The organism is Sphingobium sp. AP50 (assembly GCF_900109095.1).
GTDB lineage: Bacteria > Pseudomonadota > Alphaproteobacteria > Sphingomonadales > Sphingomonadaceae > Sphingobium.
Map to the genome: position 1 here is coordinate 51748 of NZ_FNYZ01000003.1, position 19502 is coordinate 71249.

The following is a 19502-nucleotide window of genomic DNA, read 5'->3' on the forward strand; positions in this document are numbered from 1 at the left end:
TAAGCCTCGGTCAAAGAGAAGCGCGGATCGTCTGCATCATGTCCTGGAAGGTGCGGCCGCTCGTGCGTTCGCCCAGCGCCTTCATGTCCCAGCCATCGCCATTGCGCGTCAGCTTCGCCATCAACTGCCCGGTGTGGGAGCCCGCCCCGGTCAGGTCGTAACGGGCCATTTCCTTGCCCGTGGTCGAATCGACCAGTCGGCAATAGGCGTTTTCGATCCGGTCGAAGCTGTCGCCCATGAAGCTGTTGACCGTGAACAGCAAGGTCTGGACGGTCGCGGGCAGGCGAGTGAGATCGACCTGGATGACTTCGTCATCGCCATCGCCCGCGCCGGTGCGATTGTCGCCGCTATGGACGATGCTGCCGTCGCGGGTGGAAAGCTGGCGGAACCAGACCTGATCCAGCAAATTGCCCTGCGCGTCGAACAGCAGGCAGGATGCGTCCAGATCGATTTCGCCGCCACCGCCCACCAGCTTGCCGAAAAAGCCCTTGGCCTTGCGCACGTCCCAGCCCAGACCCATCGCGACACGGGTCAGGCTGCCGCCACCGGACTTTTCCAGACGGACCGACTGGCCCTTTTGCAGACTAACCATGCACACCCTCCGTCAAACTTGTGATCATATGGAGCCTAGTGCCAATGGCTTACGCTCCGCAATAGCAACTGGGCGAATTTTGCTTTCCGGATATCGACTTGACCGTCGAATTTGACATCGCTTTTGCAGGTTGACCGGGGCTTATTTTCAGGAAACCCCGTATCAGGCAAACGCATTGCGAAACTATTACCATCGCCCGGCTTGTTAGGGCAGACAAATGCCTGCCGATCCCTTCTGACGCGGCTCTGCCTGCACCATCGCGATGACCTCGATGTCGACATCCGCTTCGAACGGATTTGCCGTGCCTGTCACCACGTCGATCCAGGTCGCGCAGAAGGGGACGCCAGCCGCATCGCAATAGGATGCGCCGCCGGCCGCGCGGGCGTTGATTTCCAGGATGCGCCAGCCGCCATGACGGTCCTGCTTATACTGGACGTTCACGGCGCCATGCAGTCGGTGTCGGCGGACCAGTTCCGTTGCATGTTTGGTCAGTTGGTGGCGAGTCTGAATGCGTTGCCGGTTGGCGTCCAGCTTGGTTCGCACCGCCGCCAGCATTACCGTGCCGCGATCGGCGACGATATCGACCGACGCTTCAAGGCCGGGCAGATGCTCCATCACCAGAAGCGAGAAACTGTCGCCGACCTCTTCGGCATGGCGGAGCGAGGCGGCATAGACCTCCGGCGCGATCCGCCGCGCATCAGGATCGGCCAGATGCGCCAGCGGTCCGTTGGCGTCCAGCGTCCAATAGCCCGCACCATAGACGCCCCGGCTGGGCTTAACACAGGCTGTCGCGCCATTGCGCGTCGTGGCGTTCACGGCGGCCTCGAACGCGGCGGCCGTCGTTACCCATGTCGTGGGGCACAGATAGGGATCGTCGGCCAGAGAGGCGCTGAACGCCGCCTTGTCGTCCAGCAGATCCAGCGTGTCGACATCAGCCGCGATATGGACGTGAATGCCGCTCGCCGCAAACCGGTCCAGCGCTCTCGCCACGCCGATCTTGCCGCGTTGGGGCACCAGCGCCTCTATGCCGCGCTGCGTGGCGGTTTCGATCAGCCAGTCGGTATAGTGTGTCTCGCCCCGGCCCGGCTCCGTCCAGAAGAGGGGCGACACGTCCCGCACCGGCGAGTCCTGGTCGATGGCGCTGACGCATAGCTGAATATGCGGCCGATCCGCAACGATACGACGCACAAGGTTGCGCATGGAAAAGGATTGATTGAACCAGACTCGCATCTGCGCGCGCTGCCCCCCCGATTTGACAAGCGTTGATGACATGTCAGCCTAGCGCGCGTGCAGGGGCTTGTCGCATTCCGAATGCGCGTCAAGTGCTTCAGGTGAAGACGAAATCCGAGACGGAAAGACTGGTCTTGTCGATCCCGTCCAGCACCAGCACCGTGCCCCCGCCAAAGTCGAAGACGGTATCGTCGCCATCCTGCACGGCGATCGCCATCACCTCGCTGAAGCTGTCATAATCTTCCCCGACAGTGACATTGATATGGTCGTCCGTGCCATCGCCTGCCGTGAAGTCCATGATCCGCTGTCGTCCGGTGCCGAACACGGTGAAGATGTCATAGCCATCCCCGCCATAGATGCGGTCATTGCCGCCGCCGCCCATGATGTAATCGTCGCCGCCCCCGCCATAGAGGACATTGTTGCCGCTGCTGCCATAGATGGCGTCGCCCGCTTCGCTGCCGCGCGCATTTTCGAAATCGCGGAATTTGTCACCCGTGCCCTCCGCGCCATAGGCGGTGCCGGTTTCCAGGTTGAGGCTGACCCAGTGGGTCGATCCTTCATAGCTGATCGTGTCGATGCCCGCGCCACCGTTCATCCGGTCGGCACCGCGCCCGCCTATGATGAGGTCATTACCCGATCCGCCGCGCAATATGTCGTCGCCGTCGCCGCCCTCGATCCGGTTGTTGCCGGTGTCGCCGGCCAGTTCATCGGCCTGTGCGCTGCCGATCAGCCGTTCGAAGCCGCTGAATGTGTCGCCCTGCGCATCCCCGCCGGAGGCCGCACCGGTGCCCAGATTGACGGAGACACCAAGGCTGGAATGGCTATAGTCGAGCGTGTCGGTGCCCAGGCCGCCGATCATCATGTCCGCACCCAATCCGCCGCGTAGGATGTCATTGCCCGCGCCGCCATTCAGTTGATCGTCGCCTGCGCCGCCGATCAGCAGGTTGGTCTGGCCATTGCCGGTCAAAATGTCGTTCTTGCTGCTGCCCTCGACATGGCTGAAATTCGCTAGTGTGTCGCCATCTGCATGGCCGCCCGATGCGGTATGGGTCAGCAGGTCGACCCAGACGCCAGCGGTCGATCCGGCATAGCTGACCGTGTCACCGCCGCCCCCGCCGTCCATATCGTCCGCACCCGCGCCGCCGGTGAGAATGTCCCGCCCGTCGCCGCCGCGCAATATGTCGTCGCCATCGCGGCCGAACAGCCGGTTGGCGCCGCTGTCGCCGGTCAACTGATCATCATGGGCGCTGCCGATCAGCCCTTCGATCGAGAAGAAGCTGTCGCCGATCGCTTCGCCCAGCGTGCCAAGGCCCGTTTCCAGATTGACGGCGACCGCAGAGGCGGCCTGGCTATAGCTGGCGCTATCCCGTCCGAAACCGCCATCCAGTTCATCTGCGCCTGCGCCGCCCAGCAATATGTCGTCGCCATCCCAGCCGATCAGCAGATCATCGCCGGCCCGGCCCAGCAGCGTATCGTCCGCCAGTGCGCCGACCAGCATATTGGAGGCGGCATTGCCGGTGCCACGGAAATCCTGGCTGTCATCGACATTGATCAATATTTCGACATTGTCGCCCAGCTTATAGGCAGCCAGGCCCCAGACGACGACCTGATCCATACCTTCGTCGGCATTTTCGACCACCGTATCGGCCAGGCTGTTCACGACATAGATATCGTCATCCAGCCCGCCTTCCATATGGTCGTCGCCCAGGCCGCCTTCCATTATGTCATAGCCATCGCCGCCCACCAGCGTGTCATCGCCATCATAGCCATAGAGCGCATCGTCGCCGTTCAGGCCGATCAGGACGTTGGCCTGCATATTGCCGGCGATGTCGTTATCTTCATCATTGCCGGTGCCGTCGATCGCGTCCGATCCGTCCAGCAGCAGCGCTTCGACATAGGCGCCGAGGGTGTAGCTGGTCGTCGTGACGACCATGTCATAACCGCCATCTTCCAGTTCCACGACCTGATCGGACAGGGAGTCCACGATGTAGAGGTCGTCGCCTGCGCCGCCGTGCATCTGGTCCTCGCCGGCGCCACCATCCAGCCAGTCGCTGCCGTCGCCCCCATAGAGCCGGTCATTGCCGTCACCGGAATCGAGATAATCGTCGCCCGCCAGCCCGTAGAGTTCGTCCGCGCCATAGCCGGAAATGACAATGTCCAGATCGCTGGTGCCGGTCAGTATCTTGTCGCCATGGGCCAGACCGGCATTCAATATGTGCCAACTCATGCTGACCATATCCGCGCTGAAGCTGTTCATCGCGGTTAAGGTCAGTGTGGCGTCGGCCACATCCTCGCCTGAGGGAAAGCCGATATAGATGGGCACCGTCTCGGAGTCCCAGCCATAGCCGCCGGTCCCGCCGCCAATGCCGGAATTCACATCATAATAAGTGTAGTTCCAGCTTGTTTCGTAAAAGGACTCGCCCGTCTCCGGATCATTATAGCCATCGACTATATAGTCGACCTGCATGTCGAAGCTGTTGGAGTCGCGATCGACGGAAAACCAGTATCCGATGGAACCTGACATGACCTGCTCCCGCCTCATCTTTGTTACGGGAGCGTTTATACTATTTTGCCTGTTTCAACAAGAAATCCCGGATATTCGACTGTCGATATTCAGCATCTTGTATCAATAAATAGATAGTAAATTCAGATATTTGGCAATTTCTTCATGGATGGCCGAAAATATCTCAACCAACCTGTCGCTTGGCGAGCTTGCGGGCGAGCGTGCGGCGATGCATGCCCAGGCGCCGGGCGGCTTCCGAAATATTGAAGTCGCTGTCCTTCAGCACTTCATGAATATGCTCCCACTCCAGTGTCTTGATCGATGTCGGGCGCGGGGCGAGGGGCGTGTCGGGATCGCCGCCGGACCGGGCGAACGCCGCCTCGATATCGTCGGTGTTGGACGGTTTGGCGAGATAGTTGGTCGCGCCCAGCTTGATCGCATCCACGGCTGTCGCAATGCTGGCAAAGCCGGTCAATACGACGATCAGCATCGCGGGATCATGGGCATGGAGCGCCTGAACGCAGGCCAGCCCGGATTGCGGGCCGAGCTTCAGGTCGACCACCGCATAGCCGGGCTGGTTGGCGGCAAGCAGATCGTTGACCGCCTCCAGACTGTCCGCCAGCAATACCTCATAGCCGCGCCGTTCGAAGGATCGTTTCAGGGTACGCGCGAAGCCTTCGTCATCCTCCACGATCAGGAGTTGCTTGTCAGTCGCCATCGCTTTCCTCCTCCAGCGCCAGCGTGGCGAAGGGCAGGCGCAACTGGATCATCGCCCCGCCATCCGCGCCGTTGCTGGCATCGACCCGGCCGCCCAGCTTGCGCACCACATTGACCACCAGGAACAGGCCCAGCCCGCCGCCCTGCCGACCCTTGCTCGACCGATAGGGTTTTCCGACATCGGCCAGCATGTCCGGGCTGAACCCCTTGCCATTGTCGCGCACCGTGATGTGCAGCCACTGGCTGTCCCGGCTGATCATCATGTTGATATAGGTTGCGCCCGCCTCGCGCGCATTGTCCAGCAGGTTGGTGACGGCCTGACGGATCACCGGATCGGCAACGATGCGTGGATAATCATGCGGGCCGAAATCACAGCGCAGCGGCATGCCCGCATTTGCGGCGCGCCAGTCGCGGGCGATGATTTCTATGAAGCTGCGGACATCGGTAGCCTGCGGGGCTTCGCCACGGGCTTCGCCGGCGGACATCAGGATACCGGTCAATATGGATTTGCAGCGCTTCACCGCCGCTTCCATTTCCTCCACTTCCTCGACCAGCGCGGGATGCTTCCTGATCTGGGGCATATGCCGCCAGTCGCCCAGCACTACGGCGAGCTGTGCGAGCGGGGTGCCCAGTTCATGGGCGGCGCCCGACGCCAGCAGCCCCATGCGGATGATATGTTCCTCTTCCACAGCCTGTTGCCGCAAGCGTGCCAGATAGGCTTCGCGCTGTTGCAGATTATGCGTCACGCGGGTCATGAACAGGACCAGCAGCACCGCGATCATCGTGACGCAGACCCATGTGCCGACGATATGCAGGTCGAACAAATGACCTTCCAGCGAGTCGCTCAGGTCCAGCGGTCGATAGAAGACGGTCAGCATCGCCGCGCAGGCGGAGGAGGCCGCCACGATGCCCCACACGCTCCAGCGATGGAGGAGTACCACGCCCAGCGCCACTTGCAGCAGATAGAGCGAAATGAAAGGATTGGTCCCGCCGCCGCTCAGATAGAGTTGGGTGGTCAGGGCCAGCACGTCGAACAGCAGCGCCAGGAACAGTTCGGCATGGGTGATGTCGGCCCGGCGTCGCAGGATCATCAGGCTGCCGACATTCATCAGCACCGCGATGCAGGGGACCACCAGCATCGACTGTAACGGCAGGTGGATGTTCATGCCGAAATGCACGACCAGGATCGTCGCGATCTGTCCGGCGATGGCGATCCAGCGCAATTGCACCAGCAAGGCCATGTTGCGGCGCCCGGCGGCGTCGGCGGGCCACTGGCTGGGGAGCCAGCGGATACGCTTGACCGGCGCGCTGTTCATCCCTGGCGATCTTTTCCCGACTGGCGCATCACGACGATGTAGCCCCCCACGGTCATCGCCGCCAGCACGAACCATGTGATGGCATATTGCAGGTGACTGTTGGGGAAGGAAATGACGGTGAGGCCGCCGACAGGCAGGGCGGACGGGGAGGGGGCCGCGCCCGCATCGATGAAATAGCTGGCCTCGACACCGTTCAGCTTGCGGGCATGGCCGATGGCCGCGACATCGCGGGAATACCAGCGGTCGGCGGTCGGATCGTTACTGCGCAGGAAGCCGCCGCCCGGTTCGGTCAGGCGCAGCAGGCCGATGACCTGCACCTTGCCTTCTGGCCGGTAATAGCGGGCCTTGCGGTCGGGCACGAAACCACGATTGATCAGGGTGATCTTGCCATCGTCCTGGCGCAGCGGCGCCATCACCCAGAAGCCGGGACCGCGTATGGTGACGGCCTGCGTCAGGGCGGCCTTGTCATGCAGGAAGGTACCGGTCAGCGTGACGCGGCGATATTCGTCGTCCCTGGTCGCGGTGGCGGGTGCGGGGACCGGCGCGGCGTGGATGCGGGCATCGACACGGGCGATCAGATCGCGCTTCCAGGCGAGGCGTTTGACTTGCCAGATGCCGAGCGCGGAGAAACCGGAAAAGAGGATCAGGGCGATCAGCGTCAGGCCGATCGTGAAAGCCGGGGAGCGCTTGGCACGCCCCCCGGTGTTCGCCATTGTCACGGCATGTCGCTCATGTTCGCCATGGCATTCATGTCATGATCGGCCATGTCGTGGGTCATTTCACCCGTGGGATCGCTCGGCATCGTCCCGGACATTTCCATGTCGCCATGCGGCATCATGTTGGTGTTCAGGTGATACATGACCCAGGTGGACCCCGACAGGGTGATGACGATCAGCACGACCGTCAGCATCATCGCCATGAACGACCAGCCGCCTTCGACGCGGGTGTTCATGTGCAGGAAGTAGATCATGTGGACGACCACCTGTACGGCGGCGAAGGCCAGGATGACGAAGCCGGTCAGCTTCGGATCGCCCAGCACGCCGGACATGACCAGCCAGAAGGGAATGGCCGTCAGGATCACCGACAGGCCGAAACCGATCATGTAGCTGCCCATGGTTCCATGGGCGCCATCCTCATGGTGGTCATCATGCCCGTGGCCGTGGGCGTCGTGGCTATGGACAGCGTCGCTCACCGCAGGACTCCCATCAGATAGACAAAGGTGAAGACGCCGATCCAGATGACGTCGAGGAAGTGCCAGAAGAGGCTGAGGCACATCAGGCGACGCTTGTTGGCCGGGATCAGACCCTTCTTGCCGACCTGCACCATCAGCGTGATCAGCCAGATCGAACCGAAGGTGACGTGCAGACCGTGGGTGCCGACCAGCGTGAAGAAGGACGACAGGAATGCCGAACGCCACGGACCTGCACCTTCATGGATGAGATGCGAGAATTCGTAGAGTTCGATGAACAGGAACGCCCCGCCGAACAGCAGCGTGACGAACAGCCAGGCCTGCGTGGCGCTGACCTTGTTCTTTTCCATCGCCAGCATGGCGAAGCCATAGGTGATGGACGAGAACAGCAGCATCGCGGTGTTGAGCGCGATGAGCGGCAGGTCGAACAGATCCTTGGGGCCAGGGCCGCCGGCGAAGTTGCCGCCGAGCACGGCATAGGTGGCGAACAGGATGGCGAAGATGAGACAGTCGCTCATCAGGTACATCCAGAAGCCCAGCATGGTGCTGTGGCCTTCGTGGAGGTGCGGTTCCTCGGGTAAATGATATACCCGAGGTTCCGTGTTTGCAGTTGCGCTGCTCATGGGTGTCAGACTCCCGCCGCGAGGATGCGCGTGCGCTCTTCCTCGGTGCGCGTGACCACATCCGCGGGGATGTAATAGTCGCGCTTGTAGTTGAAGGTGTGGAAGATCGCGAAACCGATCATGCCCAGGAAGCTGAGGCCCGCGAGCCACCAGATGTACCAGATGAGGGCAAAGCCGCACAGCGTGGCCAGACCAGCGAGGATAACCCCGGTGCCGGTGCCGCTGGGCATGTGGATCGCTTCATAGCCGCTCAGCGGACGCTGATAGCCATGCTTCTTCATGTCCGCCCAGCTATCGGCATCGTAGATGACCGGCGTGAAGGCGAAGTTATACTCCGGCGGGGGCGAACTGGTCGCCCATTCCAGGGTACGGCCATCCCACGGATCGCCTTCCACCTTATATTCGTCGCGCTTCCAGATGGAGACGGCGAACTGCACCAGCATCGCACCAATGCCTGCCGCGATGATCACCGCGCCGATGGCGGCGATGATGAACCACTTCTGGAGCGACGGGTCGTCGAACACGCGCATGCGGCGGGTCACGCCCATCAGGCCCATGATGTAGAGCGGCGTGAAGGCGAGCCAGAAGCCAACCTGCCAGCACCAGAAGGACACATGGCCCCAGAACTGGTTGAGCTTGAAGCCGAACGCCTTGGGCCACCAATAGTTGATCGCCGCGAACAGGCCGAACAGCACGCCGCCGATGATCACGTTATGGAAGTGCGCGATCAGGAACAGCGAATTGTGCAGAACGAAGTCGGCGGGAGGAACCGCCAGCATCACGCCGGTCATGCCGCCGACCGTGAAGGTCAGCATGAAGGCCACGGCCCACATCATCGGCAGTTCGTAGCGGATCTTGCCACGATACATGGTGAAGAGCCAGTTGAAGAGCTTCGCACCCGTCGGGATCGAAATGATCATCGTCGTGATGCCGAAGAAGCTGTTGACGCTGGCGCCCGAACCCATGGTGAAGAAGTGGTGCAACCATACCAGGTAGGACAGCACCATGATGGTGCAGGTAGCATAGACCATCGACGTATAGCCGAACAGGCGCTTGCCGCAGAAGGTCGAGACGACTTCCGAGAACACGCCGAAGAGCGGCAGGATGAGGATGTAGACTTCGGGGTGGCCCCAGATCCAGATCAGGTTCACGTACATCATCGGGTTGCCGCCGAAGTCGTTCGTGAAGAAGTTGGTGCCGGCGTAACGGTCCAGCGAGAGCAGGACCAGGGTTGCGGTAAGAATGGGGAAGGAGGCGACGATCAGCACATTGGTGCAGAGCGAGGTCCAGGTGAAGACCGGCATCTTCATGAGGGACATGCCGGGCGCGCGCATCTTGATGATGGTGGCGAGCAGGTTGATGCCCGACAGGGTGGTGCCGACACCGGCGACCTGAAGCGACCAGATATAATAGTCGACGCCGGTCGCGGGGCTGTAGGCAAGACCCGACAGCGGCGGATAGGCCAGCCAGCCGGTCTGCGCAAATTCACCCAGGAACAGCGAGGCCATGACCAGAACCGCCCCGCCAGCCGTCATCCAGAACGAGAAATTGTTCAGGAAGGGGAAGCTGACGTCGCGGGCGCCGATCTGCAGCGGGACGATGTAGTTCATCAGACCCGTCACGAACGGCATGGCCACGAAGAAGATCATGATCACGCCATGGGCGGTGAACACCTGATCATAATGGTGCGCGTTCAGATAGCCTTCATTGCCGTTGAAGGCCATGGCCTGCTGGCCGCGCATCATGATGGCGTCGGCAAAGCCGCGCAGGAACATGATAAGGCCCAGCACCATGTACATGATGCCGATTTTCTTGTGGTCGACGCTGGTGAACCATTCGTTCCAGAGATAGCCCCAGAGTTTGAAATAGGTCAGCGCCGCGACGAGTGCCGCACCGCCCAGCATCACGCCGCAGAATGTCGCGACGACGATGGGTTCATGCCATGGGAATGCATCCCATGTCAGACGACCAAAGATCATCTGTGTTGTTGTGAGTGTGCCTGTCATGGGCCTTACCGATGCTGCGCGTGCGCGTCAGCGCCGCTGGGAGAGGAGTGATCGGCCGAAACCGCACCCGGTGCGTCGGGAGCGCTTTCCTGCCCGTTATTCACGTCGGACTGCTCGATCGAATGGCTGTTGGGCAGGTCATATTTCAGACCTTCCGTTTCCTTCGCCGATTCCTTGCCGGCGCCGCCCATCTGGTCGATGTGCATCAGGTCGCTCATGCAACGCTGACCGGGCTTGACGCACATGTTGACCACCGCGTCGAACAGCTTTGCTTCGCTGGTGCCATAATAAGCGACGGGCGCTTTTTCGGTCGGCTTGGCAAGGGTCAGATAGGCCGCGCGGTCAAGCGGGGTCTGGCTGGCCTTCACCTTGGCCACCCAGGCGTCGAAGCCGGCGCGGTCCATGGCTTTGTACCCGAAGCGCATATGGGTGAAGCCCGCGCCCGAGAAGTTGGCGGAGAAGCCGGTGCTGGACACGGGCTTGTTGGCGACGGCGTGGAGCTGCGTCTTCATGCCGGGCATCGCATAGATCTGGCCGGCGAGTTCGGGAACGTAGAAGCTGTTCATCACGGTCGATGCGGTGATGTCGAAGCGGACCGGAACATTGGTGGGCAGGGCCAGTTCGTTGACCGTTGCGATACCCAGTTCAGGATAGATGAAGAGCCATTTCCAGTCGAGCGCGACCACTTCGACCGTCAGCGGCTTGACCTTGGGGTCGATCGCGGTGGTCGAGTCGATCCGGTCGAGCGGACGATAAGGGTCCAGCTTGTGCGTGCTAACCCAGGTCACGGCGCCCAGCGCGATGATGATCAGCAGCGGGGCCGACCAGATCAGCAGTTCCAGCTTGGTGCTATGATCCCAGTCGGGGTCATAATCCTTGTCGACCGCGTCGTTCGTGGCGCGATAGCGCACCGCGAACCATACGACCATCGCCATGACGGGGATGACGATGAGGAGCATCAGCGCGACCGAAATCAGGATCAGATCGCGTTGCTGCACCGCAATGTCGCCCGACGGGTTCATCACGACCCAGTTGCAGCCCGCCAGCGGCGCCGCAAGAATCGGAGCGGACCAGCGCAAACGCCTGATCCAGTTGGGGGAGAGTGGGTTAGCCATGGCGCGCGCCTAATCCTTCCGCACAGAGTCGGATAGTGGGCAATTTGTCCAATTGTGTGCGAACGCAAAAAATGTTTGGGATATGGGATACTGCTTAGACTCTGCGTGTTTTCTGTTATGCTGTGATTCCACGGCCACTGGCAGACGATATAACAACCGCACCGGTGGCCCTGCCAAGGAGCGGATGTCTATGAGTTCTGGGGCCATTGCCTTCACCTCCACGCCACTTGAGGATGATGCGCGCAATATCAATGCGCGTGACCATTCCATCGCGCCGGGTGATATTTCCATCGGGGTGATCATCGGTCGCACCTCCGAGTTTTTCGATTTCTTCGTGTACGCGATCGCTTCCGTGATCGTGTTTCCACACCTGATCTTTCCCTATGTGGATGCCCTGACCGGCACCCTTTATTCCTTCGCCATCTTTGCCGTCGCGTTCGTCACCCGGCCCCTGGGATCGCTGATCTTCATGGCGATCGACCGGCGCTATGGACGCGGCACCAAGCTGACGGGGGCCCTGTTCCTGCTGGGCAGCTCCACCGTCGCGATCGCCTTTCTACCGGGATATGAGACGATTGGCCACTATGCTGCGGTCGTCCTGATCATTTTGCGCGCGGCGCAGGGTATCGCGCTGGGCGGCACCTGGGATGGTCTGGCCTCGCTCCTGTCGCTCAATGCGCCGCAGCATCAGCGTGGCTGGTACGCCATGGTGCCGCAGTTGGGCGCGCCGCTGGCGCTGATCGTGGCGAGTGGCCTGTTCGCTTTCTCCATCCTCAACATGACCGAAGCCGATTTTCTCGACTGGGGCTGGCGCTATCCCTTCTTCGTAGCCTTTGCGATCAATGTCGTGGCGCTGTTCGCCCGACTGCGCATCGTGGTGACGCACGAATTCGAACGGCTGTTCGAACAGCGGGATTTGCAACCCTCGCCGGTGCTGCCGACGCTGCAGAAGGAAGGCCGCAATATCATCATCGGTGCGTTTGCGCCGCTGGCCAGCTTTGCGCTGTTCCATATGGTGACGGTGTTCCCGCTCTGCTGGGTCGCACTCTATACCGACCAGCCGTTGGATCGCTTCCTCATCATCGAGATGATCGGTGCATCCGTCGGCCTGCTCGCCATCGTCGTGTCCGGTTTCATCGCCGACCAGATCGGTCGTCGCTCGCTGCTCGGCTGGTCGGCGCTGGGCATCGCGATCTTCGCGCTGATGGCGCCGCTGCTGCTGAATGGCGGGGAGCTGGGCGAAGTCGCCTTCATGATCCTGGGCTTCATGCTGCTCGGCCTGTCCTTCGGTCAGTCGTCCGGCGTGGTGGCGTCCAACTTCGCGACGGAAGCGCGCTATACAAGTTCGGCGCTGACGTCCGACCTTGCTTGGCTGGTCGGTGCGGGCTTCGCGCCGCTGCTGGCCCTGCTGCTGTCGGTGAAGTTCGGTTTGGCCGCTTCGGGTATCTATCTGCTGTCCGGTGCGGTCGCGACCATGGTGGCGCTGTACGTCAATAAAGAACTCGCCGGGCGCGACCGTTAAATCGCGCGCCGCATTCGCTGAAGCGCCTTTCGGTCGAACCATCCGGTCAGGCCGGGGCGCGGACGCCAGCGGGGCAGCCAGTCCGCATAGAGGCTGGACAGACGCGCGGGGAGGCCATCTGGCCCCTCGCGCGTCATGATGTCCGACACGATCCGGTTCTGATAGAAACGGACAGAATAATTGATCAGCCTTTTATATTGCATGGTCCATGTCGACGGGCGGGCAAGGCCCACCATTTCGGCCAGAAAGCCCGCATCGTCGCAATGCCGCACCCGGTCATGCACCCAGTGGCTGTCATCCTTCAGGTCCGTATGCGCCCAGGCGGCGACCAGTCCATCGTCTCCGATCAGATCGTCGGGCAGGCGCAGCCCGCGCCGCCGGATCGTCGCGACGAAGCGGCCTGACAGCGCATAAAGATCACCGAACAGCCCGCCTTCGGCCCGCAACCCCTCCCGATAGGCCTGCGCCATGCGGCCGTTCATCGGCATGCCGGCAACGGCGTTGGCGTGCGGATGCGCGGCGAGATGGGCCACCAGCGCGTCGAAGGAGCCGGACATGATTTCCGCGTCGCCATCCATGAAGATTACGGCCGCTTCGGTCCCGGTGAGCAGATGATGGACGAAGTGGTTCCAGGTCCGCGACTTGCCGCCCTGTACGATATCATGGACGATGATGTTCGCCCGGCCGCCCGCCGCCGCCTTTGCCCTCTCCACAGTCGCGTCGGTGGTGCCGTTCACCAGTACATGAAAGATGGTGTCCGCCCGGTCGAGCGGCAGTGAGGCGAGGCAGAGGCCAATCCGGCGCTCCTCCTGATGGGCGAAGATCGCCACAGCGACGGAGGCGGGGGGCAGGGGCGCGGCGGACATGGCCTTAGCGGAAGTCCCAACCCTGCTGGCCATGCTGCACGCCGTCCAGCCCGTCGGCCTCATCCTGCGGGCTGACCCGCATCGGGATGATGACGGAGACGATCAGCGCCGCGATCGCGCTGCCGACCATGGCCCACAGCGCCACCACGACCACGCCGATGACCTGGCTGACCAGTGCGCCGGTCAGGCTGATATTCGCGTCGAACCCAACTCCGCCCAGCAAGGGCAGAACGAAGATCGGCAGCAACAGCGCTCCGGTGATGCCGCCCAGCCCGTGGATGACGAAGACGCCCGCGCCGTCATCGATGCGACGGCCGATAATCACATAACCCAACCGACATATAAGGGCGGCGATCAGACCGATCAGCATCGCGCCCCCGGTCCCGACCAGTGCGGCCGACGCCGATATGGCGGCGATCCCCGCCAGCGCGCCGGACAATATGCCGGTCGCGCTGCTGCGCGCGCCCATCAACTTATCGAGCAAGGCCCATGTCAGCGCGGCGGCGCAGGCGGCGAAATGATGGTTGAGGATGGCGGTAGCGGCATCATCCGTCGCGCCCAGCGCCCAGCCGCCGATCACGCCCGACAGACCGACCCATAGCAGCGCGCCGCCTGCCATAGTCAGCACCGGCGCATGGCCCGCCGTCGTGGCGTCGCGCCGCGCGCCCACGATCAGCGCCAGCGCCAGCGCGGAAAAGCCCGCCAGCCCATGCACCACCAGTCCGCCGGCAAAATCCATGACGCCAAGGTTGGCGAGCCAGCCGCCGCCCCAGGCCGCATGGGCGACCGGCACATAGACCAGCAGCAGCCAGAGCGGCGTGAAGCCGATCCACCAGCCGATCGGCGTCCGCTCCGCCACCGCGCCCACCATCAGGCAGGCGGCCAGCAGCGCAAGGCCAAGCTGGAACAGGACGAAGGCCGATTCGGGTATGGTCAGCGCGTCGCGCAACTGGCCCAGATTGGCGAGCAGCAGATTGGCGCCGCCGCCCAGCCAGTCGCCACCGGGCGCATAGGTCAGGCTGTAGCCCGCAATCGCCCATGTCAGCGACGCCGCCGCCACGACCCCCGCGCCCTGCGCCATCACCGACAGCGCGCTGCGCACATTCACCCCGCCCGTATAGCGCAGCATCAGCCCCGGCAGCGCCGCCAGCAGCACCAGCAGCGCGCACAGGATCATCCACCCGGTATCGCCGCTATCGGCCACCGCCACCTGCGCAAAGGCAGGCCGGGGCAGCGCCAGCGCGGCAAGGAAGGGCAGGGCAAAAGTGAAGCGCATCGGTGGGACCTGACTGTCAAAACTGGCAAGGGTCTAGCGGAAGGCTGGTAAAGTTTTCGATAAGCAAGAGCGTGGCGTTTGGGGCAACGGCGACCGGTGGAGGGGCAACGCGACGGTGCGGCCGAAGTTCACAGTGTCGTCGGGCTTTTTCGGCCCGAAGCGTCCGCGAAGCGCTTGCAACGCACCGCGAAAGCGTCTCCGACGCGCCACTTGGGTCACGGCGGCGCGTCACAGGTGATCATGGTGACGCGGCAGTGACGCGATGTAGGTGCGTTAACGGCGCGTTGGGCACGCGATGACGGCGCGGGAGGAAAAAGGACGGCTGTTTCATCCATCAGGATAGATCAGAGAAAATCCTACATTGGAAGGGAGTTGAGGATGGTAGAGCCACAGACGGTGCAGTTTGGAGCGCAGGCTTTAGAAAAAGCTACCATTCCAATGGCGGCGGCTCCTGCCCCACCCGAGGAATTCAGCGCTAAATTTGCTCTCCAATGGCCTTAAATAGGCTGCGACAATCGACTGATTGTTTTGCCCGCCTCAAAACAGGTTTCCAGTGATATGTATCTGCAATCATCAGTTGAGCGGCCGCTGCCTCCTATACTGGCCCGATTGTCGAAGGGGGAGCGGTCCATTCCTATTCTGACTACACCAAGCAAGCCCGCCGCTGTATGGCTACGAAATGCTAGATGATACAGCCGCCCACGAATTGCTCACGTCGGTCTTCTATTCGGAAAATGAGGGCCTTCTGGAACGCCTCCAAGCTGGAGTGCAATTCGCGCATTACACCAGCGCCGAGACGGCGATGCGGATCATTCAGAGCCAAGGGGCAGAGCGGGCGATATGGCTCCGCAATTCCACCGAAATGAACGATTTCGCTGAAATTGAATACGGCTGCTTTTGGCTGAACAAGTGCCTAGAAGACCCCTCAGTTAACACACGGATGCTACACCTAGCGCAAGCGTTGGGGCTGAACATTGTTGATCTTATGGGCTCAATGAATGCGTCAAGTCGCCAGTTGAAAGTGGGCACTTTTCTGCTCAGTCTATCGGAACACCGCGCCACTGATAATACCGGAACGCTCAGCATGTGGCGTGCCTATGGCGGACACGCCAATGTGTGCATCGTCTTGAAAGCCGAGCCGCTCGCTGGCGATCAGGACGCTTATTCTGTCGATCTAGTAGCTGTGGATTATAACGGCGAAGACGGTTTTATGCGCCGGATCACAAAGCGTTTGGATAATATCGAAGATAATCTCGAAGCGCTGAAGCTCTGCAATCCCCAATGGGTACGATCAAACTGGCTGCTGTCGATTGAAGAATTGGTTCTCTCCACGAAAGATCCGGGATTCCATGAAGAGAAGGAATGGCGGATAATCCATCGACCCTCGCGTAAATGGTCGGCGCTGAACGTGCCGAGCAAGGTCGTGTCTGTTGGCGGCATTGTTCAGCTAATCCACTATCTCCCATTCCAAAATTTTCCGGAACATAATCTCAACGGTGTGGAACTCGAAGAAATTTTGGATCGGATCATTATTGGGCCAACGCCTAACCCCGCTTTGGTTCGAGAGGCATTCATCCGTCTGCTGCACGATGCGAACATTACAGACGCGGAGAGGCGTGTCGTAATCAGCAATATCCCCTTGCGTCGTTACTAAAACCATTCAGCTAAGTTAGCTAAGATTCACTACAGCTTAGGCTGAGAAGCCACCCCAGCCACCCCAACCCCATCATCCCCCTTCACCGGCATCAACTCCCGTATCACGCCCCAATAGCCCCGCGTCACATGCGCGTCCGCGGCATAGGCGGGGTCCTGCATCATATGCACATGCAGGCGGCGCAGATTGTGCCAGGGGACGGAGGGGAACAGATGATGTTCCAGATGATAGCTGACGTTGAGCGGCCCGATCAGCACGCGGTCGACCAGCGTGGGGAGGATGGTGCGGGTGCCGTTCAGTTCGCTGGTGTCGGCGACGCCATTATGTTCGGCCATCGCCCGGATGCGGTTGAAGATATTGGCCCAGAGATATTGGGGGATCAGGAACAGCCCCAATATCTGCCAGCGCCAGGGCGACCAGAGGACGAGGCCATAGACCACCACCGCCCACACCACATAGCGGATGCGCAGCGCCAGCCGATAATCGAAGCCGAAGCGGCGGGGATTGTGGAAATTGGCGAGCGGGGACCAGACCCGCGCGGCGCGGGCGACGCGATAATAGTTGAGGCCCAGCAGGCTGCGCAGGAACAGCACGACCATGCCCGCGCCATCCTTGGGGAAATGCTGGTCCGGGTCCTTGCGCTGGACCCGATAATCATAGTCGCGCGACGTGTTGGTATGGCGGTGATGCACCATATGCGCCACGCGATACAGGTCGACGCTGAACGCCAGCGGGTAGGCGACGAACAGGTCGCCGATCAGATCATTGGCCCGGCGATTGCTGAACAGCATATTGTGGCAGGCTTCATGCATCATCACCGCCAGACACTGGATGCGGGTGCCGATGACGAAGCCGGCCAGCAGATAGACGGGCAGGCTGTCGGCCCGGATGGCGACCACGCAGGCGCCGATCATCACCGCCCATTGAAAGACGAGCAGCAGCGCGTTGCGCATATTGGGGACGACGGAAAGCTGGCGGATCAGCGGCATCGTGCCGCGGCGCGAATAGCGATATCCTGCCGGCCGATCATGGGCGCTGTCTTCCATGGCGGCCTGCCTCCCTATGCCCCGTCAGCCTGAGCGCCATGCTATGGATGGTGCGATGCAGCGTCAAGCATTGCGCCCGGACGGGTGGGATTGAGGCTTCTACGGAATTGCGCCTTCAATCAGACCCACATCCGTTCGTCCTGAGTAGCCATTGAGCTTGTCGAAATGGCGTATCGAAGGATCAGGCGCAGCGCTGGATGCTTCGATACGGGTCTTCGACTTCACCTTTGGTGAAGTTTATCCTGAGCGCCTGCTGCAAGCAGGCAGTCGAAGGGCTCAGCCCCTACTCAGCACGAACGGTTCAGATCAAAAGCACATGCCCTAATAACTCTCGCCGCCGCACAGCACCTTGCCGACGCCGCGATTGTCGACGGTGCAGGCCGGCTTGCCTGCGATCGTCACGTCGCCGGTTCCGGTCGACGTCACCGTCGCATTGACGTCGGTCGTCAGGGCGATATTGCCCGCGCCGTCGTTGAAGATGGTCGCCTGTCGCGCGCGCAGCGGCTCGGCGGCCACGCTGCCCGGCCCGGTCAGGCGGATATTGGCGACCCCGGTGCGTCCGGTCAGCGTCGCCCGTCCACCGCCCGCCAGCGTCACATCGACCTGATCGAGTTGCACATCCGCGATGCCGACATCGCCATTGCCGCCCAGGATGATTTCGCCGCGCAGCCCCTTCATCCGGTTGATCGCGATCGATCCGCCGCCGGTCAGCACCACCCGCTCGACCATGCCGGTCGACAGGCGTAGCGTCGCGGCGCCGCTGCGCTTCTCACCGGCCTGCCGATCCATGCTGATGGTCAGCAGGCGGCCCGATACCTCGACTTTCAGCCGGTCTAGCGCGGTCTGATCGCCCTCGGCACGGGCGGACACGCCCATGCCGGTGGCCAGGATGACGGTGACGGGCGCGTCGACCCGGATCGCGTCGAAACTGGTGAGGGTGAAGCCGCGCGTCGCCGCACCAGCGGGCGCGGCGATCGCCAGGGGGATCAGGATCAGGGGGCGCAGCGCGCCTCGCCGGGACCAACTCCGCTTGTCGTGCATTGCGCCTTGCCCTTCACCGTCACATCGCCCGGACCCATGATGCTGATAGCGACCTGGCCGTCGGAGGCAATGTCGATATCGCCGGCGCCCAATATGTCGATCTTGGCGGTGCCGACTTTCAGCGCTTCGCCATCGATATCGCCCGCGCCGGTGATGGACAGGGTCGCCTTGTCGGCGGTGCCGGCGATCTTGATCGATCCCGCGCCGGTGATGTCGGTGCTGAGCGTCTTGAGCTTGACCGCGCCGATGCGGAAATCGCCCGCGCCGGTCAGCGAGAGGGAGAGGCTGTCGCCTTCCGCTCTGTCCAGATCGAAATCGCCTGCGCCGGTCAGGTCTGCCGACTTGATCGCGGGCATGGTGACATGGACGGTCGCGCCTTTGTCTCCGCTTTTGCGGCCCCAACTCCAGTTGCCCTTGGACTTGCGGCCGATGACCAGCTTGCCGCCCTTCACCTTGATGTCGAGGTCGGCGACGGCGGCAGAATCGCCATCGGCCTTCACGGAGAAGGCGTCGCCGATGGTGACGGAGACATTGTCCGGCCCGGTCGCGTCGATCGCGTCGAAATCCTTGAGGGTTGCCCAGTCCTGCGCGGATTGCACGACCTCCGCGGCGGTCGGCGCTTCATCGGTGCGCGAACAGGCGCTGGTCGAAAGGGCCAGTCCGGAGAGGGTGAGGGCCAGCAGGGGCAGGGAGCGGGGCATCGCAAATCTCCATATCGTGTATTGCCGTGATAATACACATGCGGGGTGGCGGTTCCAAGCCCCTTGTTCGTCGGACGGGTTGAAGCCAGACTATATATCTGAAAA

17 protein-coding genes are annotated in these 19502 nt (G+C 61.9%); 2 read left to right on the forward strand and 15 right to left on the reverse strand.

Going from position 1 to position 19502, the window contains the following annotated elements:
* Positions 1 to 10: 10 nt before the first annotated feature.
* From BMY84_RS08205 to cyoA, 10 genes are all read right to left on the reverse strand, one after another.
* Positions 11 to 592 (reverse strand): TerD family protein, encoded by a 582-nt coding sequence (locus tag BMY84_RS08205; protein ID WP_093082914.1) that lies wholly within the window; start codon positions 590 to 592, stop codon positions 11 to 13.
* Between the two features lie 204 nt (positions 593 to 796).
* Positions 797 to 1792 (reverse strand): ATP-grasp domain-containing protein, encoded by a 996-nt coding sequence (locus BMY84_RS08210; protein ID WP_177203943.1) that lies wholly within the window; start codon positions 1790 to 1792, stop codon positions 797 to 799.
* A 127-nt stretch (positions 1793 to 1919) separates the two neighbouring features.
* Positions 1920 to 4346: a calcium-binding protein gene (locus BMY84_RS08215; protein ID WP_093082919.1), complete on the reverse strand. Its 2427-nt coding sequence runs from the start codon at positions 4344 to 4346 to the stop codon at positions 1920 to 1922.
* Positions 4347 to 4509: 163 nt separating this feature from the next.
* Positions 4510 to 5043: a response regulator transcription factor gene (locus BMY84_RS08220; protein ID WP_093082921.1), complete on the reverse strand. Its 534-nt coding sequence runs from the start codon at positions 5041 to 5043 to the stop codon at positions 4510 to 4512.
* Positions 5033 to 6358 (reverse strand): ATP-binding protein, encoded by a 1326-nt coding sequence (locus tag BMY84_RS08225; protein WP_093082924.1) that lies wholly within the window; start codon positions 6356 to 6358, stop codon positions 5033 to 5035. Before BMY84_RS08225 ends, BMY84_RS08220 begins: the two co-directional genes overlap by 11 nt.
* Positions 6355 to 7077 (reverse strand): SURF1 family protein, encoded by a 723-nt coding sequence (locus tag BMY84_RS08230; RefSeq protein ID WP_093082926.1) that lies wholly within the window; start codon positions 7075 to 7077, stop codon positions 6355 to 6357. The genes BMY84_RS08225 and BMY84_RS08230 overlap by 4 nt, the downstream gene beginning before the upstream one ends.
* Positions 7074 to 7550 (reverse strand): cytochrome o ubiquinol oxidase subunit IV, encoded by a 477-nt coding sequence (gene cyoD / locus BMY84_RS08235; protein WP_093082929.1) that lies wholly within the window; start codon positions 7548 to 7550, stop codon positions 7074 to 7076. Before cyoD ends, BMY84_RS08230 begins: the two co-directional genes overlap by 4 nt.
* The gene (cyoC, locus tag BMY84_RS08240) at positions 7547 to 8170 is read right to left on the reverse strand and encodes a cytochrome o ubiquinol oxidase subunit III (protein WP_093082932.1); all 624 of its coding nucleotides are present in this window, start codon (positions 8168 to 8170) and stop codon (positions 7547 to 7549) included. The genes cyoD and cyoC overlap by 4 nt, the downstream gene beginning before the upstream one ends.
* A 5-nt stretch (positions 8171 to 8175) precedes the next feature.
* Positions 8176 to 10176, reverse strand: a complete 2001-nt coding sequence (gene cyoB, locus BMY84_RS08245; RefSeq protein ID WP_093082935.1) for a cytochrome o ubiquinol oxidase subunit I — start codon at positions 10174 to 10176, stop codon at positions 8176 to 8178.
* A 5-nt stretch (positions 10177 to 10181) separates the two neighbouring features.
* The gene (gene cyoA / locus BMY84_RS08250) at positions 10182 to 11291 is read right to left on the reverse strand and encodes a ubiquinol oxidase subunit II (protein WP_093082937.1); all 1110 of its coding nucleotides are present in this window, start codon (positions 11289 to 11291) and stop codon (positions 10182 to 10184) included.
* 190 nt (positions 11292 to 11481) lie between these two features.
* On the opposite strand from cyoA, the gene BMY84_RS08255 reads away from it, so the two are divergent.
* Positions 11482 to 12813, forward strand: coding sequence for an MFS transporter (locus BMY84_RS08255; protein WP_093012705.1), 1332 nt, complete (start codon positions 11482 to 11484; stop codon positions 12811 to 12813).
* On the opposite strand, the gene BMY84_RS08260 is transcribed toward BMY84_RS08255, so the two are convergent.
* Together BMY84_RS08260 and BMY84_RS08265 are read right to left on the reverse strand one after the other, a co-directional pair.
* Positions 12810 to 13679 (reverse strand): glycosyltransferase family A protein, encoded by an 870-nt coding sequence (locus BMY84_RS08260; RefSeq protein ID WP_093082939.1) that lies wholly within the window; start codon positions 13677 to 13679, stop codon positions 12810 to 12812. The genes BMY84_RS08255 and BMY84_RS08260 overlap by 4 nt on opposite strands.
* 4 nt (positions 13680 to 13683) lie before the next feature.
* Positions 13684 to 14955: an ammonium transporter gene (locus BMY84_RS08265; protein ID WP_093082942.1), complete on the reverse strand. Its 1272-nt coding sequence runs from the start codon at positions 14953 to 14955 to the stop codon at positions 13684 to 13686.
* A gap of 679 nt (positions 14956 to 15634) precedes the next feature.
* Here BMY84_RS08265 and BMY84_RS08270 point away from each other — a divergent pair.
* Positions 15635 to 16609 carry a DUF2971 domain-containing protein gene (locus tag BMY84_RS08270; protein WP_093082944.1) on the forward strand — a complete coding sequence of 325 codons (975 nt, stop codon included), beginning with the start codon at positions 15635 to 15637 and terminating at the stop codon, positions 16607 to 16609.
* A 29-nt stretch (positions 16610 to 16638) separates the two neighbouring features.
* Here the strand turns inward: BMY84_RS08270 and BMY84_RS08275 are convergent, their stop codons facing one another.
* The 3 genes from BMY84_RS08275 to BMY84_RS08285 all read right to left on the reverse strand — a co-directional run bounded on the left by BMY84_RS08275 (position 16639) and on the right by BMY84_RS08285 (position 19397).
* Positions 16639 to 17655, reverse strand: coding sequence for a fatty acid desaturase family protein (locus BMY84_RS08275; RefSeq protein WP_093082947.1), 1017 nt, complete (start codon positions 17653 to 17655; stop codon positions 16639 to 16641).
* 321 nt (positions 17656 to 17976) lie between these two features.
* Positions 17977 to 18696: a GIN domain-containing protein gene (locus tag BMY84_RS08280; RefSeq protein WP_093082950.1), complete on the reverse strand. Its 720-nt coding sequence runs from the start codon at positions 18694 to 18696 to the stop codon at positions 17977 to 17979.
* Positions 18648 to 19397, reverse strand: coding sequence for a head GIN domain-containing protein (locus BMY84_RS08285; RefSeq protein ID WP_093082953.1), 750 nt, complete (start codon positions 19395 to 19397; stop codon positions 18648 to 18650). The genes BMY84_RS08280 and BMY84_RS08285 overlap by 49 nt, the downstream gene beginning before the upstream one ends.
* Positions 19398 to 19502 lie beyond the last annotated feature (105 nt).

What these genes read in the sequence shown, in the direction of transcription:
- cyoA (WP_093082937.1), bottom strand. Translation starts at nt 11,291, where the DNA reads ATGGCTAACCCACTCTCCCCCAACTGGATCAGGCGTTTGCGCTGGTCC.
- BMY84_RS08260 (WP_093082939.1), bottom strand. Translation starts at nt 13,679, where the DNA reads ATGTCCGCCGCGCCCCTGCCCCCCGCCTCCGTCGCTGTGGCGATCTTC.
- cyoC (WP_093082932.1), bottom strand. Translation starts at nt 8,170, where the DNA reads ATGAGCAGCGCAACTGCAAACACGGAACCTCGGGTATATCATTTACCC.
- BMY84_RS08285 (WP_093082953.1), bottom strand. Translation starts at nt 19,397, where the DNA reads ATGCCCCGCTCCCTGCCCCTGCTGGCCCTCACCCTCTCCGGACTGGCC.
- BMY84_RS08270 (WP_093082944.1), top strand. Translation starts at nt 15,635, where the DNA reads ATGCTAGATGATACAGCCGCCCACGAATTGCTCACGTCGGTCTTCTAT.
- BMY84_RS08275 (WP_093082947.1), bottom strand. Translation starts at nt 17,655, where the DNA reads ATGGAAGACAGCGCCCATGATCGGCCGGCAGGATATCGCTATTCGCGC.
- BMY84_RS08265 (WP_093082942.1), bottom strand. Translation starts at nt 14,955, where the DNA reads ATGCGCTTCACTTTTGCCCTGCCCTTCCTTGCCGCGCTGGCGCTGCCC.
- BMY84_RS08205 (WP_093082914.1), bottom strand. Translation starts at nt 592, where the DNA reads ATGGTTAGTCTGCAAAAGGGCCAGTCGGTCCGTCTGGAAAAGTCCGGT.
- BMY84_RS08220 (WP_093082921.1), bottom strand. Translation starts at nt 5,043, where the DNA reads ATGGCGACTGACAAGCAACTCCTGATCGTGGAGGATGACGAAGGCTTC.
- BMY84_RS08210 (WP_177203943.1), bottom strand. Translation starts at nt 1,792, where the DNA reads ATGCGCAACCTTGTGCGTCGTATCGTTGCGGATCGGCCGCATATTCAG.
- cyoB (WP_093082935.1), bottom strand. Translation starts at nt 10,176, where the DNA reads ATGACAGGCACACTCACAACAACACAGATGATCTTTGGTCGTCTGACA.
- BMY84_RS08225 (WP_093082924.1), bottom strand. Translation starts at nt 6,358, where the DNA reads ATGAACAGCGCGCCGGTCAAGCGTATCCGCTGGCTCCCCAGCCAGTGG.
- BMY84_RS08215 (WP_093082919.1), bottom strand. Translation starts at nt 4,346, where the DNA reads ATGTCAGGTTCCATCGGATACTGGTTTTCCGTCGATCGCGACTCCAAC.
- BMY84_RS08280 (WP_093082950.1), bottom strand. Translation starts at nt 18,696, where the DNA reads ATGCACGACAAGCGGAGTTGGTCCCGGCGAGGCGCGCTGCGCCCCCTG.
- BMY84_RS08255 (WP_093012705.1), top strand. Translation starts at nt 11,482, where the DNA reads ATGAGTTCTGGGGCCATTGCCTTCACCTCCACGCCACTTGAGGATGAT.